Raw genomic sequence first — 21,817 nt, 5'->3', positions numbered from 1 at the left:
TCCCTTACGCCATGTCGTCATTTTTGAAAGATTTGGTGGCGCGGAACTGCCACAGCGCCAGGCCGACGACGAAAATCGACAGCAGGATGGTGATGGTCGCCGCTATCGCGTACTGCGAAGAGGACATCGTCAGTTTGTAGATCCACGACACCAGAATGTCGGTCCCGCCCGCATTCGACCCGACCACCGCCGGCCCGCCGTTGTTAAACAGATAGATAATGTTGAAGTTATTGAAGTTGAAGGTGTATTGCGTGATAAGGATCGGCGCAATCGAGTACAGCACCAGCGGCAGCGTAATGGTGCGCAGCTTGGTCGCGCTGCTGGCGCCGTCCATGGTGGCCGCTTCATACAAATCTTCCGGGATCGCCTGCAACACGCCGGTGGTCATGGCGAACACAAACGGGAAGCCGAGCCAGGTCTGCATCATAATCAGCGCCGTTTTGGTCCAGAACGGGTCGGTCATCCAGGCTTTTGGCGCAATGCCAAAGAAGGCCAGAATCGCATTGTTAATCACCCCGAAGGAGTCGTTAAACATCCCGGCGAATACCAGAATGGTGACAAATCCCGGCACCGCCCAAGGCAGAATAAAGATGGTGCGGATAAGCGGCTTAAAGCGCAGATCTTTCTGATTCACCAGGATGGCCAGCAGCACGCCCACGGAACATTGCAGCGTGGTAGCCAGCAGCGTCCAGACCACCGTCCACTGGAGTACGTCGAAGAAGGTCGAACGCCAGATGGAGAGCGTGAAAATATTGATAAAGTTCTTAAAGCCAACCCAGTCCACCAGCTTAGCCGGTGGCGTGTGGTAGAGGTTGTAGTTGGTAAAGGCGATAGCAAAGCCAAACAGAATGGGGAAAACCACCACAAACACCAGCAGGATAAAACCCGGGGTGATCATCAGATACGGGAAGCCGTCGCTCAGCAGCATCTGGTACTGTTTGCGCACGCTATTTAGCGGCAGGCCTTCATCGCGTTTACGGCCGTTAACCCACGCATCACGCATCGACAGATACCAGACCATCACGCCAAACGCGGCGATTAAGACGCTGATGATCCCTTCGGCCAGCAGGAAGATGGAGTTGTCACGCGGCACCTCTTCGCCCAGCGTCACCAGCCCCCACAACCCTTCACGCAGAAAATCAGCAAATACGCCGATAAAGCTGGCAAGCAGCACCAGGAAGATAATCCCTTTCAGCCACTGGCGATGATAGAACTGACCGAAGCCGGGTACGACAGCCATCAGCAGGCCGGTCCAGGCGTGACGCCCGCCAGCGCGCGGTTTGGCAAAATTTTCCGGGATGATACTCACAGACAACTCCTTTCAAAAAGAACGGGAGCCTGTACTCCCGTTCTGCGACAACAGAAAATTACTGGTTGCTGGCCTGCATGGCTTCGATCTGCATCTGAACCTGTTTTTCTGCGCTATCCAGCGCGGCTTTTGGATCTTGTTTACCGGTCAGGCTCAGCTCCAGCGCGGCGTTGGCCGGCCCCCAGACTTCACCCATTTCAGGAATACCCGGCATGGCGGTGGCGCGTGCAGCCTGCACCGCTACGGCGCTGGCTTTCTCGTCATTCTTGATAACCGGATCGTCAATCATCGCCGTCAGCGGCGGGATCTCACGCGTCGCGATGTAGCGCGTTTTCACGTACTGAGGCTGATTGATGAATTCGATGAATTTCTGCGCCAGCGCTTTGTCTTTGCTCCAGGTGGAGACAACATAACCTTTCACCCCGAGGAAGGAGCTCATTGGCTTACCGTCCGGAAGCGTAGGCAGCGGTGCAACGCCGTAGTTGATCCCCGCTGCCTCATACGGCTGGAACGCCCACGGGCCGTTGATCACGGCAGCCGCTTTTTTCTCGGTGAACAGGGAGTCGATGGCATTCAGGCCGTTATCGCCAACGATCCCCGCCGGGAAGACATCGTCTGCATAGAATTTTTTCAGGTACGTAACGGCCTCTACCGCGCCCGGCTTGTTCAGACCCACGTCGCTGGCGTTATAGCCACCTTTGCCGTTTTGCCCAAAGATGTAGCCGCCCATCGGGGAAATAGCCCCCCAGCTGTAATAGATCTGGTCAAATTTGGCGAGCAACCCGTACTGGTTTTTGGCGCGTTGCTGTTTAGAAAAGTCATACCAGTCCTGAAGCGAGTTCAGGGGTTTGTCGATGAGATCTTTGTTGTAGATAAGCACCAGCGTTTCGACCGCTTTTGGCACACCGTACAGGGCGTTATCCATTTTGAAGGCGTTGATCGAGGCCGGGGTGTACTGTTCGGTCTGCTTAGCCTCCAGATTCAGGGGGGTCAATAACCCTTGCACAACGGCGCCGCCTAGCTGATCGTTAGGGATGACCAGCACATCTGGGCCAATCCCTGCCGGGCCGTCCAGACGCAGCTTTTCCAGCTGCTGAGCGTAAGGTGTTTCCTGGACGTTGACCTTCACGTCGTACTGTTTTTCAAAATCGGCGACCGCATCTTTAATGCCGGACGACTTCTTGATGTCTTCCCAGACGTTAAGCTGCGTGGTGGCGTGTACCTGCACCGCGAGCGTAGAGAGGATCAGAGCAGCGAGTATGTTCTTTTTCATTATCAACCTCATGTGAAGGTATAACAATTTATGGTTTTTATCGCATTCAGACTTCATTCACTTCCACCAAATAGCCTGTAATAACTGGCGGTATACGTATGACGTCAAATGCATTTGGTTTGTTATACGCTACCCTTCACATCATGATAACTCTACAAAAAACTGTAAGTTGTGTGATCGTCATAACATTAATGGAATATCTGTATAGGGCGCGTGAATACTGGAAGTTATAGTCAGTACAGACAAATTGCGCCGTCCAGCCATGTTAAGCACAATTGTTATACGTAAAACATAACTGGCGACTTACTCGGGGAACACTGATGTCGAACATACAATTGAGGAATGTCACCAAACGCTTTGGCGACACCGTTACCTTGCACAACGTGAATCTTGACATTGAGGACGGCGAGTTCGCCGTTTTTGTTGGCCCTTCCGGCTGCGGTAAATCAACCATGCTGCGTATGATTGCCGGTCTGGAAGAGATCAGCGACGGGGAAGTATTAATTGGTAACGAAGTGATGAATGATGTCGCCCCGTCACACCGCGGCGTGGCGATGGTGTTTCAGTCCTACGCGCTCTATCCGCACATGACGGTGGCGGAAAACATGGGCTATGGGCTAAAAGTGAATAAGGTGCCGAAGGATCAGATCCGCCATCAGGTGGAGATGGTGGCTAAAACGCTGCAACTTTCCCATCTGCTGGACCGTAAACCAAAACAACTCTCCGGCGGCCAGCGACAGCGCGTGGCGATTGGCCGTGCCATCGTGCGCAACCCGCGTGTGTTTATGTTCGATGAACCGCTCTCAAACCTGGATGCCGAACTGCGCGTCGAGATGCGCCTGCACCTGGCCCGTCTGCACCAGGAGCTCAAAACCACCATGGTGTATGTCACCCACGATCAGATTGAGGCCATGACCCTGGCCGATAAAATCGTGGTGATGAACTACGGCAAGGTTGAGCAGATGGGTGCGCCGATGGATCTCTACTACAAGCCGGTTAACAAGTTTGTGGCCGGGTTTATTGGCTCACCGAAGATGAACTTCCTGCCGGCCACGGTAGAGGCCTGGCAACCGGGCGAGCTGACCGTGCGGCTGTCGCAGCAGAAGTCGCTGACGCTTGCCCTGACCACCACGCCGCTGACGCCGGGGAGCAAGGTGACGCTGGGCATTCGCCCGGAACATTTGACCACCGACATTCGCCAGGGTACGGGGCTGGAATTTAACTGTGAAGTGGTGGAACGCCTCGGGAATAACACCTATCTGTTTGGTCAGTGCTACGGCCACGACAACGTTAAAATCTTGCTGCCAGGAGACGTGAAGTTCGCCCCGTGGCAGAAGATTGATGTGGCCTTCGACGATCGCCACTGCATGGTCTTTGACGAACAGGATGTCCGCGTCAGTGCAGATATCGAAGATGCGGTGCGTTCAGTGGCCTAACTTGCCAGCCTCTCAACCGCACCCTTAAACGCCTCAATCGCCAGGGCGACATCTTCAGCCATCACCGACTCCGCCGGATGGTGGCTGACACCGCCTTTACAGCGCACAAACAACATACCCACGGGCCAGCGCTCTGCCATGGCGATGGCGTCGTGCCCGGCACCGCTTGGCAGTGACAGCGTGCGCCCCTGTACCGATTCAACGGCCTCGCCCAGCAATGCCTGTAAACGGGCATCGCACGGCGTAGCGGCGATACGGTAAAACTCCTCGGCGCTGAAATCCAGCCCACGACGGGCGGCGATGGCCTGCGCCTGCGTCAGCAATTCGTTGAGCAGCACATCCAGCGGGGCATCCTGCGGGCCGCGAATATCCAGAGACAGCGCCACTTCGCCTGGGATCACATTCACCGCGCCGGGCAGGCAGCGCAGCTCCCCTACCGTCGCCACCAGATTGCCGCCGTGGCGCTGCGTGGTGCTTTCGGTCATCACCATCCATTCGGCTGCGGCGGCCAGGGCGTCCTTGCGATGGGCCATCGGCACGGTACCGGCGTGCCCGGCCTCACCGGTAAAGCGGCAGTTCAGGCGGCGTGCGCCGTTAATGGCTTCCACCACGCCCAGCGCCAGCTGTTCCTGCTCCAGGCACGGCCCCTGCTCAATATGCAGCTCCAGATAGGCGCTGAAATCGTCTTTGTTTCTGGCGGCAAGTAACACGCGGGCGGGATCAAGCCCCGCCTGCACCATCGCCTGCGCCACGCTGACACCGCTGGCATCGCATTTATCGAGCCAGCTCTCAGGCCAGGTACCCGTCAGGCCACGGCTGCCCAGCAGGGTAATGCCGAAGCGGGTGCCTTCTTCATCGCAAAAACCGACAATCTCGATGGCCTGCGCCAGATGCCGCCCCTGCTGATGCAGGCTGTCCACCACTTCAATGGCGGTGAGCACGCCGAGCATCCCGTCATATCGCCCGGCATTACGCACGGTATCCAGATGCGAGCCGAGTAATACCGCCGGTGCGCCTTCCTGTGCCCCCTCATAGCGCCCGCAAATATTGCCCACGCTGTCCTGCCAGACGGTCATGCCCGCCTGGCTCATCCACTGCCCGACCAGCTGGTTGGCCTGTAAATGCTGCGTGGAGAGATACACCCGTGTCAGGGCATCCGGGGTTTCGCTAATAGTGGCCAGCGCATCGGCGCGCGCCATCACACGGTCTGCCGCCTGCTGGCGTGTCGCTTGACTCATAGCGCCGTCTCGCTGCGGTAGTGATCCCACGCGGCCTGCATTGCAGCGCCCTGCGTGGTGGTAAATTTCAGGTAGTTCAGCACCGACTCCAGCGCGCTCAGGGTAGTCATCACGCAGTCTTTGCGGGCGTTATAGCCCATGGTGCCAATGCGCCACACTTTGCCGTGCAGCGGGCCAAACGAGGTGCCAATTTCGATACCGAAATCTTCCAGCATCAGCTTACGCACCTGATCGCCGTTCACGCCCTGCGGAATAACCACGCCCAGCACGTTATTCATTTTGTGCTTCAGGTCGCCGAAGGTTTCCAGCCCCATCGCCTGAATGCCTCTCAGCAGCGCATCGCCGTGCAGCTTGTGGCGGGCAATGCCGTTATCCAGCCCTTCCTGAAGGATAAGCCGGGCGCACTCGCGTGCGCCGAACAGCGCGGTGGTGGCTTCGGTGTGGTGGTTCAGACGCTCGGGGCCCCAGTAGTCCATCACCATGCCGAGGTCGAAATAGTTGGAGTAGACCATCTCATCCACGCCGTGCTGATGAGCATCGGTACGGATACCCTCTTCCACGCATTTACGGCGGCGGATCGCCTCTTCCATTCGCGCGCTGAGGGTAATGGGCGAGGTACCGGACGGGCCGCCGAGGCATTTTTGCATCCCGGCCGACACCGCATCCAGTTCCCAGGCATCGGTTTCCAGCGGGTTCCCGCCCAGTGATGCGGTGGCATCGGTGTAAAACAGTACGTCGTAACGGCGGCAAATGGCGCCCAGTTCGGCAAGCGGTTGCAGCATGGTGGTCGAGGTATCGCCCTGCACGGTCAGCAGCAGGCGCGGGCGCACGCGTTTGATGGCATCTTCAACCTGATCCGGGGTGAACACTTCTCCCCACGGCACTTCAATGGTGTGTACTTCGGCGCGACAACGACGGGCAATTTCGCACAGCAGATGGCCAAAGCGACCAAACACTGGCACCAGCACTTTGTCCCCCGGACGAATGGCCGACACCAGAATTGCTTCAATCCCCGCGCGGGAGGTGCCATCCACCAGCATTGTCCAGCGGTTTTCGGTGCGGAACACCCCGCGATAAAGCGCCATCACCTCATTCATGTAGTGGGTCATGGTCGGATCGTACTGGCCAATCAACTGGCTCGACATGGCACGCAGCACGCGCGGATCGGCGTTGATCGGCCCCGGCCCCATCAGCAGGCGCTGCGGTGGATTGATTTGCGGAAATTGAGCGATGTCCATCTTTGTGTCCTTAGGTTAATTGAGGCCGCGCACGGAGGAGATAAACTGTTTCAGTTCAGTAGTCTGCGGGTTAGCAAACAGCGTTTTGCTGTCGCCCTGCTCCCACACTTTCCCCTGGTGCATAAACACCACGCGGTCGCCCACTTCGCGGGCAAAATTCATTTCATGCGTCACGAGGATCAGCGTCATCCCCTCTGCCGCCAGCTGTTCCAGCACCCTGAGCACTTCGCCCACCAGTTCCGGGTCGAGCGCAGAGGTTATCTCGTCGCAGAGTAAAACTTTTGGCGTCATCGCCAGGGCGCGGGCAATGGCCACGCGCTGCTGCTGGCCCCCGGAGAGGCTCGACGGGTAATAGTCCAGGCGGTCGCCTAAGCCGACTTTCTCCAGCATCTGCTGCGCCAGCTCCCGGCATTCGGCGGCGCTTTTCTTCAGCACCCGGCGCGGGGCGAGCATCACATTTTCCAGCGCGGTCATGTGCGGGAACAGGTTGAAGTTCTGGAACACCATCCCGACCGAACGGCTGATTTCACGCGCCTGGGAATCCCGGTCGGTAATGGTCATGCCGCCGAGCTTAATGCTGCCGTCCTGATACCCTTCCAGGCCGTTGATGCAGCGCAGCAGCGTGCTTTTGCCCGAACCGCTGCGCCCGATAATCGAAATGACCTGGCCCATGTCGATATCCAGATCCACGCCCTTGAGCACGTGGTTATCGCCGTAAAACTTCTGCACCTGATTAATGGTGATGAGAGGCATTGAATTTAGTCTCCAGATAACGGCTGTAGCGCGACAGCGGGTAACACAGAATAAAATAGCCCAGCGCCACCAGCGCAAAGACTTTAAATGGCTGGTAGGTCACGTTGGTCAGCATCGTCCCGGCCTTTGTCAGCTCGATAAAACCGATAATCGACGCCAGCGCAGTGCCCTTAATCACCTGCACGGCAAACCCCACCGTGGGGGCGATAGCGATGCGTAACGCCTGCGGCGCCACCACGCGAAACAGAGTCTGACCAAAGCTCAACCCCAGGCAGCGCGAGGCTTCCCACTGCCCTTTTGGCAGCGCACGAATACTGCCAAACCAGATATCGAGCAAAAAGGCGCTGGTGTAAAACGTCAGCGCCAGCGACGCGGCGGTCCAGGCTGAAACATCGATGCCAAACAGCGCCACGCCGAAAAAGGCCAGGAACAGCTGCATCAGCAGCGGCGTGCCCTGAAACAGCTCAATATAGCCGCGGATCAGGTGTTTTACCGTACGTCCGCCCGTCATACGCAGCAGCAACAGCGGCAGCGTCACTACCGCTCCGCCGACAAACGCCACCAGCGACAGCAGTACCGTCCAGCGCCCGGCGAGCAGCAGATTGCGAATAATGTCCCAGTCCGTAAAGGTGGTCATCATGCCTGCACCCCCAGCCATTTGCGTCCTGCCGCCATCATCAACTGGCGCAGGGTAATCGACAGCACTAAGTAAATCCCGGTTGTCACCAGATAGACCTCAAAGCTCAGAAAGGTTCTGGACTGGATCAGGTTGGCGGCAAAGGTTAGCTCTTCATAGGAAACCTGCGACACCACCGACGAACCCAGCATCACGATGATGCACTGGCTCACCAGCGCCGGATAAATGCGTTGCAGCGAGGGCGGTAACACCACCCGGATAAAGGTCTGCAAACGCGTTAACCCCAACACCCGCCCGGCTTCCCACTGCCCTTTTGGCGTTACCTGAATACCCGCGCGGATAATCTCGGTGCTGTACGCCCCCAGATTGACCACCATGGCCAGCAGCGCCGCTTCCCCGGCGGTCATTTTCAGCCCCATATTGGGCAGGCCAAAAACAATAAAAAACAGCTGCACCACAAACGGCGTATTACGGATAATTTCCACGTAACCGCCCCAGATCCGGCTAAACCATGTTGCCCGCCCGCTGCGAATGGCCGCCCCGAAAATACCGATAGCCAGGCCGCCGAGGGTCGCCAGTACGGTCAGTTGAATGGTGACCCACAGCCCTGCCAGCAGCTCCGGCCAGTGCGGCCAGAGCTCAGAAAAATGCAGTTGCTCAGACATACCTTATACGCCAAGGTTTGCCGGCAGCGGCGCTTTCAGCCATTGCTCAGACAGCCCATTCAGCGTGCCGTCTTTGATCCCTTGCTCAATCAGGGCGTCGACTTTCGCTTTCAGGGCCGGTTCGTTTTTCTTCAGGCCGATAAAGCACGGTGAGTCTTTCAGCATAAAGCTCGGCACCGGCGCTTTATCCGCGTTCTGACGTGAAATCGCCGCCACCACAAGGTTGCCGGTCGCCACATACTGCACCTGACCGGAAAGGTAGGCCGACAGCGTGGTGTTGTTGTCCTCATAGCGTTTTACGTCGGCATCTTTCGGCGCCAGGCTGGTCAGCACCATGTCTTCCACCGCACCGCGCGTCACGCCGATGGTTTTTCCGCTCAGTGCGGCAGCATCTTTCAGCTCAGCCCCTTTCGGGCCAAATACGCCGAGGAAGAAAGGCGCATAGGCGCGGCTAAAGTCGATCACCTTTTCACGCTCGGCGTTTTTACCCAGGCTTGAGATAACCAGATCCACCTTATCGGTTTGCAGATACGGTACGCGGTTGGCGCTGGTCACCGGCACCAGTTGCAGCTTGAGCTTCATCTGTTTTGCCAGATAGCGCGCCATATCGATGTCGTAACCCTGCGGCTGGAGGTCGGTCCCCACCGAGCCGAACGGCGGGAAGTCCTGCGGGACGGCGATGCGCAGCGTACCGCGCTTTTCAATATCCTGAAGCTGGTCAGCTTTTGCTGGCAGTTGTGTGAACAGACAAGCGGCCCCGGCCAGTGCAATCAACAGTTTTTTCATGGTGTTTACCCGTTACGTTAGCATGAAACAAAAGATTCTTTGAATTAACTTTTGCAACTAATGTGCCAGGCGAAGCAAAACGGCAAATTTTGTTTGAAAGGCAGATATCACGAGGAATAAATGACAACGGGGCGAAAAGAACTGGCCTTTTCGCTCCGTTTTATTGCACCAATTTAATGCAAAGCACCAGCCTGGCGCCCCATTATCGTTGCTCCAGCTCATCCAGCTGCTGATAAAGGGAGGCTATCTCGTGAATACGCGGGCGGCCTTTATCGAGGATCTCATGCAGGAAGGCGTTCGCCAGCAGGTTAATCAGGCTGTTCACCGAAGAGTAGCTGTCATAGGCCGATACGCTGTCCAGCGGGGCGCAGAGCTGCCAGCTCGCCAGCGGGAACAGGCTGTGGGCCTGCGGCTCGCACATCAGCAGCACCGGAACCCCACGGCTCTGAAGCTGCTGCATCAGCGGGCGGATAATGCGCGGGCGGCGGCGAAACGCCATCATCACCACCAGATCGTCGGCGGTTAAATCCACCAGCTCTTCACTCAGGCTCTGCCCTGGCTGGGGTAGCACCAGCACCTGCCCGCGGGCCTGTAACAGCTGCTGGCGCAGGTGCAGCGCCGCCGGATACGCATTGCGCATCCCGATAATCACCACCCGCCGTGCCTTCACCATGCAGGCCATGGCCTCGGCAAACTGATGTGCATCAAGCGCATTCACCCACTGTGTCAGGTTCGCCATCTCCTGCTTATAGTGACGCGCCAGCAGCGTGTTGCCCTGCACCGCATCACGGTTGTCGGTTAACGGCATCCCGCTCTGGCGCAGCGTGCGCAGTTCGTCGCGCATGTCTTTATATTTCTCATAGCCCAGGCGCTTAAACAGACGGCTCACCGTGGCTTTCGACACCCCGCTAAGCTGCGCCAGCTCGGCGCTGTTATAGCTTATAAGGTCGTCAAAGTGATCGAAGATAAAATCGGCCACGCGCTGCTCCTGCGGCGACAATGACGCGTACTGCCCTTTCAGACGTTCATCTAACTGTTCCATAGCGCCTCTGTAACTTTTGTTTCATCACATTTTGCCTTTTATTATACGTTTCATTATCCGTGCCAGTTTACTGAAACTTTTCTTTCAGAACTGGAACAGCTTTTGCAGCACCTTGTGACTTTCAGGGTCATGAGGACTCCCCATGCACAGTAATGTCTCCACACACGGAATGGCCGTAGCGCCCCACCATCTTGCCAGCCAGAGCGCGCTGGCAATTCTGCGCGAAGGCGGCAGCGCCATTGAAGCCATGGTGGCCGCCGCAGCCACCATCGCAGTGGTTTATCCCCATATGAATGGCCTGGGTGGCGATGGCTTCTGGCTTATCGTCCCGCCCGGCGGTGAACCCATTGCCATTGACGCCAGCGGCGCGGCAGGCTCGCTGGCGACGCTTGCGGCCTATGATGGTCTGACGCAGATCCCCCATCGCGGCCCGCGCGCGGCGCTGACCGTGGCCGGAACGGTCAGCGGCTGGGACGAAGCCCTTAAGGTGTCGCAGGAAATGCATGGCACCGCGCTGCCGCTGGCGCGCCTGCTGGCAGATGCCATTGACTACGCGCAAAACGGCACGCCGGTCACCGCATCGCAGGCCAGCGCCACGGCGAGTAAATTTGACGAACTTAAAGACCTGCCTGGTTTTGCAGAAACCTGGCTTATCGACGGTAAACCACCTCAGGCCGGGAGCCGTTTTTACCAACCGGCGATGGCCACCACCCTGAAACGCCTGGCGGACGAAGGTCTGGACAGCTTTTATCGTGGCCCGCTGGCGGAATGTCTGGCCCGTGGAATGGAGGAGCTCGGTCTGCCCGTGACCCTTGCAGACCTGAATGCGCACGTCGCCCGGCGCACCACGCCGCTGAAATTGCAGCATCAGCAGGGTGACGTCTGGAATCTTGCCCCGCCGACGCAGGGGCTGGTATCGCTGGCGATACTCGGGATAACTGACCGGCTGGGGATGGCCGATGCCGACGAGGCCACCACCATTCACCGCATCGTCGAAGCCACCAAGCTGGCCTTCGGCCTGCGCGATAGCCATATTACCGATCCACGAGAACTGAAAACCGATACCCAGAGCCTGCTGGCCCCCGCCGAGCTGGATGCGCTCGCTGCGCGGGTCAACGACAGCCAGGCCGCCCAATGGGGCACCGGCAAAGGCCCTGGTGACACGGTATGGATGGGGGTAATGGATAACAGCGGGCTTGCCGTCTCGTTTATCCAGAGTATTTATCACGAGTTCGGCAGCGGCGTGGTTCTGCCGGATACCGGGATCGTCTGGCAAAATCGGGGAGCCTCTTTCAGCCTCAACCCGGCTCATCTTCTGGCGCTGGCTCCGGGTAAGCAGCCTTTCCATACTCTGAACCCGGCAGCCGCACGCCTGCACGACGGGCGCGTGATGGTCTATGGCTCGATGGGAGGAGACGGACAGCCGCAAACCCAGGCGGCGCTGTTCACCCGCTATGTGGTGCAGGGCGTGCCGCTTCAGGAGAGCATCAGCCTGCCGCGCTGGCTACTGGGACGCACCTGGGGACAAACTTCCGACACCTTAAAACTGGAAGGACGCGTCTCATCGCAGACGCTCGCGCGCTTGCAGGCGCTGGGCCACGAAACAGAAGTGTTCCCTGACTTTAGCGAAGCCATGGGGCACGCGGGGGCGATTGTTCGCCATCCCAACGGCCTGTTTGAAGGGGCATTCGACCCACGCAGCAACGGCTCTGCCGCCGGATACTGAGGAGATAACCATGAACACCACACCACCCGACTGGAGCGCATACCTTGCGCAGATGGAATCCGTGCTGGGCGTTGAACTGGATGACGCCCGTCGGGCGGAGCTTCAGTTGCAGTTCAGCCGCATAGCCAGCATGGCCGCACCGCTGATGGCGTTACCGCTCGATGACCGCCAGGAGATTGCGGGAGTATACAAAGCATGACGCTACACGAGATGAGTATCAGCGCTATCCAGAAGGCGCTTGGCAACGGCGAGCTGAGCGCCGGTGACATCGCCCGTCAGACGCTGGATGCCATTACCCGCATCAACCCACAGCTCAACGCGTGGACGACGATCACCGCCGAACGAATGCTGGCAGAAGCCGAGAATATCGACACCCTGCGTCGGGAAAAGCGCCCCCTGCCGCCGCTGGCGGGCATTCCTTACGCGGTCAAAAACCTGTTTGATGTCGCCGGGCACACCACCCTCGCCGGGGCTGAACTGTTCAGCCAGCGCCCTGCTGCTGCCGCCGACAGCTTTGCGGTACGCCAGCTGCGCAGTGCGGGCGGGCTGCTTTCCGGGATGGTCAACATGGATGCTTACGCCTACGGGTTTACCACCGAAAACAGCCACTACGGCGCAACGCATAACCCGCACGATCTGAAGCGCATTGCGGGAGGATCGTCCGGGGGATCGGCTGCGGCCGTCGCCGCCGGGCTGGTCCATTTTTCGCTCGGCACTGACACTAACGGCTCGATTCGCGTACCGGCCTCCCTGTGCGGGATATATGGCCTGAAACCGACCTTTGGCCGCCTGTCACGTTCCGGCAGCCATCCGTTCGTTGCAAGCCTGGATCATATCGGGCCGTTTGCCCGCCGCGTGAGCGACCTGGCATCGGTATACGATGCGCTGCAAGGCCGCGACACCAGCGACAGTTTTCAGGCCGACAGCTCACGAGAGCAAACCCGCCCGCTGCTGGATCGCGGGCTGGATGGCCTGCGCTGCGCTGTTCTGGGCGGCTATTTCAGCACATGGTGTGACGCCGACGCCCGGGCTGCCGTTGCACGGGTGGCGAAAGCGCTCGAGGCGCACGATGAACTGCTGTTCCCCGACGCAGAGCTTGCCCGCTCAGCGGCGTTTATCATCAGCGCGTCCGAAGGGGGAAATCAGTACCTGCCTGCGCTGCGAAGCGAGCCCGCACGATTTGAGCCTCACTCCCGCGAGCGGCTACTGGCAGGGGCGATGATCCCATCCGCCTGGTATATTCAGGCCCAGCGTTTCCGCGCCCACGCCCGGCAGGCGTTTAAAACGTTATTCTCCTACGCCGATGTGCTGATTGCTCCGGCGACACCCCGCAGCGCCACGCTGATTGGTGAGCAGACCATGGAGATTAACGGCCAGCTACTGCCGGTCCGCGCCAGCATGGGAATGCTGACTCAGCCGATTTCGTTTTTGGGTTTGCCCGTCACCACGGTGCCCCTGCGCACGGCAGACGGCGCCCCCATTGGCCTGCAACTGATTGCCGCGCCGTTTAATGAACAGGCCTGCCTGCGCGTGGCGCGGGTACTGGAAGCAAGCGGGATAACCGATGCCCGCCCTGCGGAGATAGCACAATGATGAATCATGATGACGTAAACCTCCCGTGGGTGGTTGCTGAGGTCACAGCCGCGTTTTACCGCTACGAAGATGCGCTGGTAAGTAACAACACTGCGGTGCTGGATGAACTGTTCTGGCATGACAAAAATACGGTGCGGCTGGGCGCGAGTGAAAACCTGTACGGGATTGATGAAATCCGCGCCTTTCGTGCGGCGCGCCCTTCCGCCGGGTTGCAGCGAACCCTGCGTCATACGGTCATCACCACCTTCGGGGCCGATTATGCGGTGTGCAGCACCGAATTTACCCGCGAGGGGACGGAGAAAATTGGCCGCCAGCAGCAAACGTGGGTGCGTTTCCCGTATGGATGGCGGATTGTGGCGGCGCAGGTGAGTTTGATGGTGTAAAGTGGAGAGTCGTAGGCCGGGTAAGGCGCAGCCGCCACCCGGCACAATACGACACCGCTATCTCTGAAACGGATGCACTTCCCGCCAGTGGTCGGCAATTTGCTGGCGGGTGCAGACCCATACCTTGTCGTGCTGCTGGATATAATCGAGAAACCGTTGCAGCGCGCGAAAACGCCCCGGACGCCCCAGCAGGCGGCAATGCATCCCGATGGACATCATCTTCGGCGCACTTTCCCCCTCTTCATACAGCACATCAAAACTGTCTTTCAGGTAGGTATAAAACTGCTCGGCGGTATTAAATCCTTGTGCGGTCGCAAAGCGCATGTCGTTGGTATCCAGCGTATAAGGCACAATCAGGTGCGGTTTGCGGGTACCGTCGCTGCACGCCACTTCGGTCCAGAAGGGTAAATCGTCGCCGTAGTAGTCGCTGTCGTAGTCAAAACCGCCGTGTTCCGCCACCAGTTGACGAGTGTTGGGGCTGTCGCGCCCGGTATACCAGCCCGTCGGCGGTTTGCCGAACAGATCGGTCATCACATGCACCGCCTTTTGCAGATGCTCACGCTCCTGGTCGATATCCATATTCTGATAGTGGATCCAGCGCCAGCCGTGGCTGACCACATCGTAATTTGCCGCTTTAATGGCGTCGACAATATCGGGATGACGCGCCAGCGCCATCGCCACGCCAAAGACCGTCAGCGGCAGGCCGCGCTGGCTGAAAGCGTTGTGGATCCGCCAGAACCCGGCGCGACTGCCGTATTCGTAGAGAGAGTCCATCGACATATGTTTGTCCGGGTAGCTGGCCGCGCCAATGATGTCTGACAGGAACTGTTCCGATCCGGCGTCACCGTGTAGTACGTGGTTTTCGGCCCCTTCTTCGTAATTAAGCACAAACTGCACGGCAATACGCGCCTGCTGCGGCCACTGCGCGTGCGGCGGGTTGCCTGCGTAGCCACGCAGATCCCGCGGGTAATCCTGTTCAAAAAGCGCCATTGTGGCCCCCTCATAATTAAAATGGATTCAGTGCCTGAAATTTACCGCTTAACGCTTTGTTTTCCGGGAACGCCAGGTCGCCGTACTTGCTGGTGGATAGCCTAAGTGCCACCAGCGATTCGACCATTTTCACCGCCGCGCTAACGCCGTCGATCACCGGGACATGCAGCTCGCGCGTCAGCTCCTGCGCAAGCGTTGCCATACCGCCACACCCCAGCACAATGGCGCCGCAACCGTCCTCTTTCAGTGCCTGGATACAGCGTGCGCGTACTTTTTCCTGCGCCAGACCACTGCCGTCTTCCAGCGCCAGCACCGGGAGATCGATCGCGTGCAGGGCCGCGCAGTGATCATGAAAGCCATACTGGTGCAGCAGGTGCCGGGCGATGATCAGCGTACGCGGCAGCGTGGTGACGATGGAAAAGCGTGTCGCCACCAGCGTCGCCATATGCATGGCGGCTTCTGCGATACCAATCACCGGCCCCTGCGCCAGCTCGCGCGCCGCCAGCAAACCCGGATCGCCAAAGCAGGCGATAACGTGGCCATCCACGCCCTGCTGCCTTCCTTTTTTGATTTGTTCGAGCACCCCTACGGCCGCAATGGCTTCATCAAAATGGCCTTCAATCGAGGGCACACCTTCATCCGGGCAGACCGCGAGGATCTCCGTGCCCGGCGCTGCCACCGCGCGCGCTGCCGCGCCGATGGTTTCCGTCATTCCACGGCTGGTATTGGGATTGATCACTTGTATACAGACAGACGACATTACGACTCCTTGTGGCCGGCAAACAGCCGGGCAAAATCAGGAAGGCACTCGCCCGCCCGTTCAAAACAGAGGCTGGCGACGATATGTTCAAAATGGTGCATTAAGGCATCGCTGAGTGGCCGGAGCGCTTTCTGGCGCAGCAGATCCACAAGCTGTTCGTGATCGTTGCAGCGGCAACCCTGACGCCACGGCGCGCCCCACGCGGCAATCACCAGCGATGAACGCTGGCTAAGGCTTGTCACCATCTCCGTCAGCACCTGGTTGCCGGAAATGGCCTGAAGCTGGATATGGAAATTGGCAGAGTGGCGGATTGCCGCCGGGCCGTCGTACGCTTCGTGCGCCTGCTGCTCCTGAGCAATAATGGCTTCCAGCGCAGCAAGATGTGGCGACTGGCAGTGGGCCAGCACGTCCGGCAGGTTGGCGACCTCCAGCAGGGCGCGCGTGCGAAAGATGTGCTGTGCCTCTTCTACCGTCGGGCTGGCAACATGTGCACCACGTTTGGGCGTTAACGTGACCATTTGCACAGCCGCGAGTCGTTGCAGCACCTTGCGGATGCCCGTGCGGCTCACGCCGAAGACTTCGGCCAGCGCCTCTTCCGGCAATTTACTCCCCGGCAGCAACTGATGTTCGACAATCGCGGTCATCAGCGCCTGAAAGATGGATTCGTCTTTGTCTTGCAGGTCTGGCGCGGCGTGCAGACTGTTTACGTTGTTCATTACCCACTCCATTTTTTACTTTTCGCTATCGGATCGTATACATAAAAATAAAATATTGCATACAAGATTTATTATTTTGGCCTGGATCCTGCAACACCGCTTGTACTCCCACTTAACGGGTTTTCATTCACAGGAGCAGGTTTCATGCCAAATACACAAAACGCGCAGCAAGGTTCGGCCGCTGATTCCGGTGCGGTTTACAGCCCACGGCTTTGCAATGAGGATCTGGCACCAACGCGTGACCAGAACTGGAGCTGGTACAACATCTTTTCTTTCTGGATGTCCGACGTGCATAGCATGGGGGGTTATGTGGTTGCCGCGAGCTTCTTTACGCTCGGGCTGGCCAGCTGGCAGGTGTTGCTTTGCCTGCTGATAGGGATTTGTATTGTGCAGCTGTGCGCCAACCTGGTGGCAAAACCGAGCCAGATGGCGGGCGTGCCTTATGCGGTGATCAGCCGTCAGGCATTTGGTGTTTTTGGCGCGAATATTCCGGCGGTGATCCGCGGGCTTATCGCCTTTGCGTGGTACGGCATTCAGACCTATCTGGCCGCCAACGCCCTGATGCTGGTGGCGCTGAAGTTCTGGCCGTCACTGTCGGCGCTCACTACCGGTGCGTTCCTTGGCCTGTCGCATCTGGGCTGGATCTGCTTTTCCATTATGTGGGTATTACAGGCGATGGTCTTCTGGCACGGTATGAGCGCCATTAAGCGTTTTATCGATATTGCCGGCCCGGCGGTCTATGTGGTGATGCTGGCGCTTGCGGGCTGGATTGTATACAAGACGGGTTTTGACGGGATCTCCTTTACCCTCGCCAGCAAATCCCTGAGCGCAGGCGAGCAAACCTGGCAGATGATCACTGCTACGGCGCTGGTGGTGTCCTATTTCTCCGGACCGTTGCTCAACTTTGGTGACTTCTCGCGCTACGGCAAAAGCATGGGCGAAATTCGCCGTGGAAACCGCTGGGGCTTGCCGTTTAACTTCCTGCTGTTTTCCATCGTCACCGTGGTGATTGTCTCCGGCACGCAGTCGCTGTTTGGCCGCATGATAACCGACCCGATTGAAACCGTTAGCCGCGTGGGCAACGATCTGGCCGTGGCGATTGGCCTGCTGACCATGATCACCGCCACCATCGGGATCAACATTGTGGCGAACTTTGTCTCCCCGGCGTTCGACTTTTCTAACTGCTCGCCGCAGAAAATCAGCTTCCGCACCGGGGGGATGATTGCCGCTGTCGGCTCGATCCTGTTAACCCCGTGGAACCTGTTCAACTCTCCAGAGCTTATCCACTACACCCTGGACGTGCTCGGCGCCTTTATCGGCCCGCTGTTCGGCATCCTGATTGCCGACTTCTACCTGATTAAGCGCGGGAAAATCTCTGTAGATGACCTGTTCGACGACACGCCAAAAGGGAAATACTGGTATCGCAACGGCTTTAACCCGAAAGCCATCGGCGCGCTGCTCCCGTCCGTTGCCGTAGGCCTGGTGATTAGCTTTATCCCGGCCCTGCATGAAGTGGCGAACTTTAGCTGGTTTATCGGCGTCTTCCTGGGCGGTGTGACTTACCGCTGGCTGGCGCGGGAAGACCGCGAAGCGGCTGCCGCCCCGCAATTCAACTCCCGCGTGGCGACGCAAAAAGAGTAATCCTTTCACCTGGCCGCAGACCTTCTGCGGCCTTTCTCAAGCTGGCATCCTTTTTGCTCATTCTCCTGACCCCGCTACGCAAACAATAAGGCAGGAACCATGATGGATTACCAGACAGCGATCCGCGGTGCATTTTTCGATATTGCCCAGGTCTGCGACAGCGCAGAGGCTATCCCCCGCCACACCCGCTACCTTGACGATGGGCTGTTGTTTATTCACAACGGCAAAATTCTGGCGCAGATGAGCTGGCAGGAGGGCGAGCAATACCTTGACCCTCACAAAGGTTACACCGACCTGCGCGGCAAGCTACTGCTGCCCGGTTTTATCGATACCCACGTCCATTATCCCCAGACGGAGATGATTGGCGCCTTTGGCGAGCAACTGCTGGAGTGGCTGACCACCTACACCTTCCCGGTGGAGAGCCAGTTTGCCGATGAGACCTACGCGAAAGAGATCGCGGAGTTTTTCATTAATCAGCTGGTCAGCCACGGCACAACCACGGCGCTGGTATTTTGCACACTGCACCCCGAATCTGTCGATGCGCTGTTTACCGAAGCATTACGCCTCAACATGCGGCTGATTGCCGGGAAAGTAATGATGGACAGGCACACGCCGGATTACCTGACTGAAACCGCCAAACAGAGCTACCGGCAAACGCGGGAGCTTATTCAGCGCTGGCACCACCGCGGGCGCTTAGGCTATGCCATTACGCCGCGTTTTGCGCCAACCTCTTCCCCGGAACTGCTCGCGGCGGTAAGCCTGCTCAGAGAGGAGTTTCCCGACACCTGGATGCAGACCCATCTGAGCGAAAACCCCAACGAAGTGGCGTGGGTGAGCGATCTGTGGCCGGAGCACGAGCGTTATCTGGATGTGTATCACCACTACGGCCTGACCGGCGAGCGCAGCGTATTTGCTCACGGCATTCACCTGCACCACAGCGAGTGGCAGTGCCTGCACGACACCGGTTCCGCCGTGGCATTTTGCCCAACCTCCAACCTGTTTCTTGGCAGCGGGCTGTTTCGTTTACCCGCCTGCTGGCAGCACAAGGTGCGAATGGGTATAGGCACCGACGTCGGGGCCGGTACCACCTTCAGCATGTTGCGTACGCTGGGTGAGGCCTACAAAGTGGGCCAGTTGCAGAGCTACCGCCTGCAAGCCTGCGAAGCGTTTTATCATGCCACCCTGGGTGGCGCACACGCCCTGCGGCTGGACGATAAGATTGGCAATTTTGCGCCTGGCAAAGAGGCCGACTTTATCGTTATCGACCCGGCAGTTACGCCGCTACAGCGCTTGCGTAACGGGCGCTGCAAAGATATTTACGAGCAGCTGTTTGTGCTGATGACGCTCGGTGACGAGCGTAATATCAGTGAAACCTGGGTCAACGGCGAGCAGGTGTGGTCAACTGCCGCGGTAGGTTGACCACCCGCCTGGCGCAATCACAAACGGCAGATGATAGTGCTCGTCTGCCGCCTCTTTAGTGACAAAATCAATCTGCGCACAGGGGTAAATCGTTTCGCGCCCGGTCTGGAAAAACCATGCACCAATGTCGGCCACCAGCCGGTAACGGCCTGCCGGCAGGTGCGCCACGAATTCCGTAATGCGCCCGGCGCTGTTGGTCGTCCCGGTGGCAATCACCAGCCCGTCCCGTTCCAGACGAACGGTTACGCCCTGGGCGGGTTTTCCTGTCGAAATATCCAGAATATGGGTGCTTAGGGTGCTCATTCGCCAATCACTCCTTCCAGCCGTAATAAGGTAATTTCCCGCAGTTGTTCCAGTGCGGCCTGCACTTCCTGCGCGTCGGTGTTTTTCAGCCGCCGTTCCAGCGCCTGTAAAATGTCTTCTCCGCTGCGGCCTTTCGCGCGAATAAGAAACACGCGCCCGAAGCGCGCCTCGTAGCGGGCGTTGCCTTCCCGCAATGCCCGGGCGAGCGCCGCGTCGCTTTCGTTAACGGCCCCCTGCTCCTGACGCGAAAGCGCCGCCTCGGCCTGCGTGCCCGCGGGTTTCTCACCGATACGCGGGTGCGCGCTCAGGGCAAGCGTCAGGGCATCTTCATCCCAGCGCTGTGCCAGCGCGCTGGCGGCGTCAAACAGTGCATCCCGGCCAGGATAAGGACGCCCGCGCACCAGTGCCTCGGCCCAGGCGGGGATCGCCACGCAGGGCAGTAAGCGTGCCAGCGCGTCTTCGTATCGCTGTTGATTAAAGTCATGCAGTGCTGTCATGGTCGCTCCGTTGAAATCATCCTTCGGCCCTGTTGCACAAAACATTGCACAAAACACGCCACTCTTATGCCGGACATGAAACAGTCGATTCCGCAGAGCAAAACTGGAAATTATTGATTCATAAACAGGCACTCTCACCGTAATAACGCACCTTAGCAGTGCATAACGACCCATCACAACGCCCTTTTCTTCACTCTGCATCCTGGTACGCAAATTGCTCACTCTCATTACACCCTGCAAAAGGAGAGAAGCATGAAAGCGATTGTCATTGGAGCGGGAATTGGTGGTCTGAGCGCGGCCGTGGCGTTAAAGAAAGCCGGGATCGACTGTACCGTCTTTGAGGCCGTGAAAGAGATCAAACCCGTTGGCGCGGCCATCTCCATCTGGCCCAACGGGGTGAAATGTATGCAGCATCTTGGCATGGGCGACATGATGGAAACCTACGGCGGGCCAATGCGTTTTATGGCGTATAAGGATCACCTGCGCGGCGATACCCTGACCCGCTTTAGCCTTGCTCCGCTGGTGGCGCGCACCGGCGGTCGTCCCTGCCCTGTCTCGCGAGCCGAATTGCAGCGCGAAATGCTCAATTTCTGGGGGCGAGACGCAGTGCAGTTCGGCAAGCGCGTTGAACGCGTCCGTGAAGATGACGCGGGCGTGACCGTCACCTTTACCGATGGCACCACGGCAACCGGTGATTTTCTGATTGCCGCTGACGGTAGCCACTCGGCGGTGCGCCCGTACGTGCTGGGTTATACCCCAGAACGCCGCTACGCCGGATACGTCAACTGGAATGGTCTGGTGAAGATCGACGAGGACATTGCCCCTGCCCACCAGTGGACCACGTTTGTCGGAGAAGGTAAGCGCGTCTCGCTGATGCCGGTTTCCGGCGGGCGCTTCTACTTCTTTTTCGATGTCCCGCTCCCGGCCGGTCTGGCGGAAGATCGTCTTACCCTTAAAGCCGATCTCAGCGGCTATTTCCGCGGCTGGGCACCGCCGGTGCAGAAGCTTATCGCCGCGCTGGATCCTGAGACGACCAACCGCATCGAAATCCATGATATTGAGCCGTTCGACAGCCTGGTACGCGGCAAAGTGGCGCTGCTGGGTGATGCGGGACACAGCACCACACCGGATATCGGCCAGGGCGGTTGTGCCGCCATGGAGGATGCAGTGGTGCTGGGCGACTGCGTGCGCGACAACCACAACATTACGCTGGCACTGCGCCAGTACGAAGCGCTGCGCTGCGACCGGGTTCGCGACCTGGTGCTGAAAGCCCGCAAACGTTGCGATATCACGCACGGTAAAGATATGGCGCTGACCCGGGCCTGGTATCAGGAGCTCAGCGAAGAGACCGGCGAGCGCATTATTAACGGTCTGTGCGACACCATTCAGGGTGGCCCATTAGGCTGAACACA

At 58.5% G+C, this 21,817-nt stretch carries 22 protein-coding genes; 8 read left to right on the top strand and 14 right to left on the bottom strand.

Annotated features, from left to right (window positions below):
• Nucleotides 1-4: 4 nt before the first annotated feature.
• Both ACS603_RS09645 and ACS603_RS09640 read right to left on the bottom strand, forming a co-directional pair.
• Entirely contained in the window at nucleotides 5-1,309 is a 1,305-nt protein-coding gene (locus ACS603_RS09645) for a carbohydrate ABC transporter permease (RefSeq protein WP_182060381.1), read from the bottom strand.
• 58 nt (nucleotides 1,310-1,367) lie between these two features.
• Nucleotides 1,368-2,582 (bottom strand): extracellular solute-binding protein, encoded by a 1,215-nt coding sequence (locus ACS603_RS09640; RefSeq protein ID WP_446492636.1) that lies wholly within the window; start codon nucleotides 2,580-2,582, stop codon nucleotides 1,368-1,370.
• Between the two features lie 320 nt (nucleotides 2,583-2,902).
• On the opposite strand from ACS603_RS09640, the gene ACS603_RS09635 reads away from it, so the two are divergent.
• Complete coding sequence (locus ACS603_RS09635; RefSeq protein ID WP_474944153.1) at nucleotides 2,903-4,018, top strand: ABC transporter ATP-binding protein; 1,116 nt, start codon at nucleotides 2,903-2,905, stop codon at nucleotides 4,016-4,018.
• Here the strand turns inward: ACS603_RS09635 and hpxK are convergent.
• The 7 genes from hpxK to hpxU form a co-directional block, all read right to left on the bottom strand.
• Entirely contained in the window at nucleotides 4,015-5,256 is a 1,242-nt protein-coding gene (gene hpxK, locus ACS603_RS09630) for an allantoate amidohydrolase (RefSeq protein WP_474944152.1), read from the bottom strand. The two genes, ACS603_RS09635 and hpxK, sit on opposite strands and share 4 nt — an antisense overlap.
• On the bottom strand, nucleotides 5,253-6,494 hold the full coding sequence (locus ACS603_RS09625) for a pyridoxal-phosphate-dependent aminotransferase family protein (protein WP_315688276.1): 1,242 nt from the start codon (nucleotides 6,492-6,494) through the stop codon (nucleotides 5,253-5,255). Before ACS603_RS09625 ends, hpxK begins: the two co-directional genes overlap by 4 nt.
• 15 nt (nucleotides 6,495-6,509) lie before the next feature.
• Nucleotides 6,510-7,247 (bottom strand): amino acid ABC transporter ATP-binding protein, encoded by a 738-nt coding sequence (locus ACS603_RS09620; protein ID WP_182060376.1) that lies wholly within the window; start codon nucleotides 7,245-7,247, stop codon nucleotides 6,510-6,512.
• A complete protein-coding gene (locus ACS603_RS09615) occupies nucleotides 7,228-7,884 on the bottom strand; it encodes an amino acid ABC transporter permease (RefSeq protein WP_182063547.1) in 657 nt (218 codons plus the stop codon). The genes ACS603_RS09620 and ACS603_RS09615 overlap by 20 nt, the downstream gene beginning before the upstream one ends.
• Entirely contained in the window at nucleotides 7,884-8,549 is a 666-nt protein-coding gene (locus ACS603_RS09610; RefSeq protein WP_182060375.1) for an amino acid ABC transporter permease, read from the bottom strand. The genes ACS603_RS09615 and ACS603_RS09610 overlap by 1 nt, the downstream gene beginning before the upstream one ends.
• 3 nt (nucleotides 8,550-8,552) lie before the next feature.
• On the bottom strand, nucleotides 8,553-9,335 hold the full coding sequence (locus tag ACS603_RS09605) for a transporter substrate-binding domain-containing protein (RefSeq protein ID WP_182060374.1): 783 nt from the start codon (nucleotides 9,333-9,335) through the stop codon (nucleotides 8,553-8,555).
• 202 nt (nucleotides 9,336-9,537) lie between these two features.
• Nucleotides 9,538-10,377, bottom strand: a complete 840-nt coding sequence (gene hpxU, locus ACS603_RS09600) for a MurR/RpiR family transcriptional regulator HpxU (RefSeq protein ID WP_182060373.1) — start codon at nucleotides 10,375-10,377, stop codon at nucleotides 9,538-9,540.
• A gap of 142 nt (nucleotides 10,378-10,519) precedes the next feature.
• On the opposite strand from hpxU, the gene ACS603_RS09595 reads away from it, so the two are divergent.
• Genes ACS603_RS09595 through hpxZ form a run of 4 tightly spaced genes read left to right on the top strand, consistent with a single transcriptional unit; the run spans nucleotide 10,520 to nucleotide 14,079 of the window.
• Nucleotides 10,520-12,103: a gamma-glutamyltransferase family protein gene (locus tag ACS603_RS09595; protein ID WP_315688272.1), complete on the top strand. Its 1,584-nt coding sequence runs from the start codon at nucleotides 10,520-10,522 to the stop codon at nucleotides 12,101-12,103.
• A 10-nt stretch (nucleotides 12,104-12,113) separates the two neighbouring features.
• Nucleotides 12,114-12,302, top strand: a complete 189-nt coding sequence (gene hpxX / locus ACS603_RS09590) for an oxalurate catabolism protein HpxX (protein ID WP_182060371.1) — start codon at nucleotides 12,114-12,116, stop codon at nucleotides 12,300-12,302.
• Nucleotides 12,299-13,696, top strand: a complete 1,398-nt coding sequence (locus ACS603_RS09585) for an AtzE family amidohydrolase (RefSeq protein ID WP_315688271.1) — start codon at nucleotides 12,299-12,301, stop codon at nucleotides 13,694-13,696. The genes hpxX and ACS603_RS09585 overlap by 4 nt, the downstream gene beginning before the upstream one ends.
• Nucleotides 13,693-14,079, top strand: coding sequence for an oxalurate catabolism protein HpxZ (gene hpxZ / locus ACS603_RS09580; protein ID WP_474944151.1), 387 nt, complete (start codon nucleotides 13,693-13,695; stop codon nucleotides 14,077-14,079). Before ACS603_RS09585 ends, hpxZ begins: the two co-directional genes overlap by 4 nt.
• 57 nt (nucleotides 14,080-14,136) lie before the next feature.
• On the opposite strand, the gene puuE is transcribed toward hpxZ, so the two are convergent.
• The 3 genes from puuE to ACS603_RS09565 are packed head-to-tail and all read right to left on the bottom strand — an operon-like array spanning nucleotide 14,137 to nucleotide 16,545.
• Nucleotides 14,137-15,069 carry an allantoinase PuuE gene (gene puuE / locus ACS603_RS09575; RefSeq protein WP_446492627.1) on the bottom strand — a complete coding sequence of 311 codons (933 nt, stop codon included), beginning with the start codon at nucleotides 15,067-15,069 and terminating at the stop codon, nucleotides 14,137-14,139.
• A 16-nt stretch (nucleotides 15,070-15,085) separates the two neighbouring features.
• Nucleotides 15,086-15,829 (bottom strand): allantoin racemase, encoded by a 744-nt coding sequence (hpxA, locus tag ACS603_RS09570; RefSeq protein ID WP_474944150.1) that lies wholly within the window; start codon nucleotides 15,827-15,829, stop codon nucleotides 15,086-15,088.
• Nucleotides 15,829-16,545: a GntR family transcriptional regulator gene (locus ACS603_RS09565; RefSeq protein WP_182060366.1), complete on the bottom strand. Its 717-nt coding sequence runs from the start codon at nucleotides 16,543-16,545 to the stop codon at nucleotides 15,829-15,831. Before ACS603_RS09565 ends, hpxA begins: the two co-directional genes overlap by 1 nt.
• 144 nt (nucleotides 16,546-16,689) lie before the next feature.
• On the opposite strand from ACS603_RS09565, the gene ACS603_RS09560 reads away from it, so the two are divergent.
• The gene (locus tag ACS603_RS09560) at nucleotides 16,690-18,186 is read left to right on the top strand and encodes an NCS1 family nucleobase:cation symporter-1 (RefSeq protein ID WP_182060365.1); all 1,497 of its coding nucleotides are present in this window, start codon (nucleotides 16,690-16,692) and stop codon (nucleotides 18,184-18,186) included.
• Between the two features lie 102 nt (nucleotides 18,187-18,288).
• Nucleotides 18,289-19,605, top strand: a complete 1,317-nt coding sequence (gene guaD, locus ACS603_RS09555; RefSeq protein WP_315688686.1) for a guanine deaminase — start codon at nucleotides 18,289-18,291, stop codon at nucleotides 19,603-19,605.
• On the opposite strand, the gene uraH is transcribed toward guaD, so the two are convergent.
• Together uraH and uraD are read right to left on the bottom strand one after the other, a co-directional pair.
• Nucleotides 19,585-19,908, bottom strand: coding sequence for a hydroxyisourate hydrolase (gene uraH, locus ACS603_RS09550; RefSeq protein ID WP_182060363.1), 324 nt, complete (start codon nucleotides 19,906-19,908; stop codon nucleotides 19,585-19,587). The two genes, guaD and uraH, sit on opposite strands and share 21 nt — an antisense overlap.
• The gene (gene uraD / locus ACS603_RS09545) at nucleotides 19,905-20,405 is read right to left on the bottom strand and encodes a 2-oxo-4-hydroxy-4-carboxy-5-ureidoimidazoline decarboxylase (RefSeq protein ID WP_474944149.1); all 501 of its coding nucleotides are present in this window, start codon (nucleotides 20,403-20,405) and stop codon (nucleotides 19,905-19,907) included. The genes uraH and uraD overlap by 4 nt, the downstream gene beginning before the upstream one ends.
• A gap of 252 nt (nucleotides 20,406-20,657) precedes the next feature.
• Here uraD and hpxO point away from each other — a divergent pair, with 252 nt between their 5' ends.
• Nucleotides 20,658-21,812, top strand: a complete 1,155-nt coding sequence (hpxO, locus tag ACS603_RS09540; RefSeq protein WP_182060361.1) for an FAD-dependent urate hydroxylase HpxO — start codon at nucleotides 20,658-20,660, stop codon at nucleotides 21,810-21,812.
• The last annotated feature ends 5 nt before the right edge of the window (nucleotides 21,813-21,817 follow it).

Source organism: Enterobacter sp. Li2LvB3 (genome assembly GCF_056156645.1).
Note: the sequence above shows the minus strand (reverse complement) of the source record. Positions and strands in the feature narration are given on the sequence as shown.

What these genes read in the sequence shown, in the direction of transcription:
- hpxA (WP_474944150.1), bottom strand. Translation starts at nt 15,829, where the DNA reads ATGTCGTCTGTCTGTATACAAGTGATCAATCCCAATACCAGCCGTGGA.
- ACS603_RS09595 (WP_315688272.1), top strand. Translation starts at nt 10,520, where the DNA reads ATGCACAGTAATGTCTCCACACACGGAATGGCCGTAGCGCCCCACCAT.
- ACS603_RS09585 (WP_315688271.1), top strand. Translation starts at nt 12,299, where the DNA reads ATGACGCTACACGAGATGAGTATCAGCGCTATCCAGAAGGCGCTTGGC.
- ACS603_RS09605 (WP_182060374.1), bottom strand. Translation starts at nt 9,335, where the DNA reads ATGAAAAAACTGTTGATTGCACTGGCCGGGGCCGCTTGTCTGTTCACA.
- hpxK (WP_474944152.1), bottom strand. Translation starts at nt 5,256, where the DNA reads ATGAGTCAAGCGACACGCCAGCAGGCGGCAGACCGTGTGATGGCGCGC.
- guaD (WP_315688686.1), top strand. Translation starts at nt 18,289, where the DNA reads ATGGATTACCAGACAGCGATCCGCGGTGCATTTTTCGATATTGCCCAG.
- ACS603_RS09635 (WP_474944153.1), top strand. Translation starts at nt 2,903, where the DNA reads ATGTCGAACATACAATTGAGGAATGTCACCAAACGCTTTGGCGACACC.
- ACS603_RS09560 (WP_182060365.1), top strand. Translation starts at nt 16,690, where the DNA reads ATGCCAAATACACAAAACGCGCAGCAAGGTTCGGCCGCTGATTCCGGT.
- hpxO (WP_182060361.1), top strand. Translation starts at nt 20,658, where the DNA reads ATGAAAGCGATTGTCATTGGAGCGGGAATTGGTGGTCTGAGCGCGGCC.
- uraH (WP_182060363.1), bottom strand. Translation starts at nt 19,908, where the DNA reads ATGAGCACCCTAAGCACCCATATTCTGGATATTTCGACAGGAAAACCC.
- puuE (WP_446492627.1), bottom strand. Translation starts at nt 15,069, where the DNA reads ATGGCGCTTTTTGAACAGGATTACCCGCGGGATCTGCGTGGCTACGCA.
- uraD (WP_474944149.1), bottom strand. Translation starts at nt 20,405, where the DNA reads ATGACAGCACTGCATGACTTTAATCAACAGCGATACGAAGACGCGCTG.
- ACS603_RS09565 (WP_182060366.1), bottom strand. Translation starts at nt 16,545, where the DNA reads ATGAACAACGTAAACAGTCTGCACGCCGCGCCAGACCTGCAAGACAAA.
- hpxZ (WP_474944151.1), top strand. Translation starts at nt 13,693, where the DNA reads ATGATGAATCATGATGACGTAAACCTCCCGTGGGTGGTTGCTGAGGTC.
- ACS603_RS09615 (WP_182063547.1), bottom strand. Translation starts at nt 7,884, where the DNA reads ATGACCACCTTTACGGACTGGGACATTATTCGCAATCTGCTGCTCGCC.
- ACS603_RS09625 (WP_315688276.1), bottom strand. Translation starts at nt 6,494, where the DNA reads ATGGACATCGCTCAATTTCCGCAAATCAATCCACCGCAGCGCCTGCTG.
- ACS603_RS09640 (WP_446492636.1), bottom strand. Translation starts at nt 2,582, where the DNA reads ATGAAAAAGAACATACTCGCTGCTCTGATCCTCTCTACGCTCGCGGTG.
- hpxX (WP_182060371.1), top strand. Translation starts at nt 12,114, where the DNA reads ATGAACACCACACCACCCGACTGGAGCGCATACCTTGCGCAGATGGAA.
- ACS603_RS09620 (WP_182060376.1), bottom strand. Translation starts at nt 7,247, where the DNA reads ATGCCTCTCATCACCATTAATCAGGTGCAGAAGTTTTACGGCGATAAC.
- hpxU (WP_182060373.1), bottom strand. Translation starts at nt 10,377, where the DNA reads ATGGAACAGTTAGATGAACGTCTGAAAGGGCAGTACGCGTCATTGTCG.
- ACS603_RS09610 (WP_182060375.1), bottom strand. Translation starts at nt 8,549, where the DNA reads ATGTCTGAGCAACTGCATTTTTCTGAGCTCTGGCCGCACTGGCCGGAG.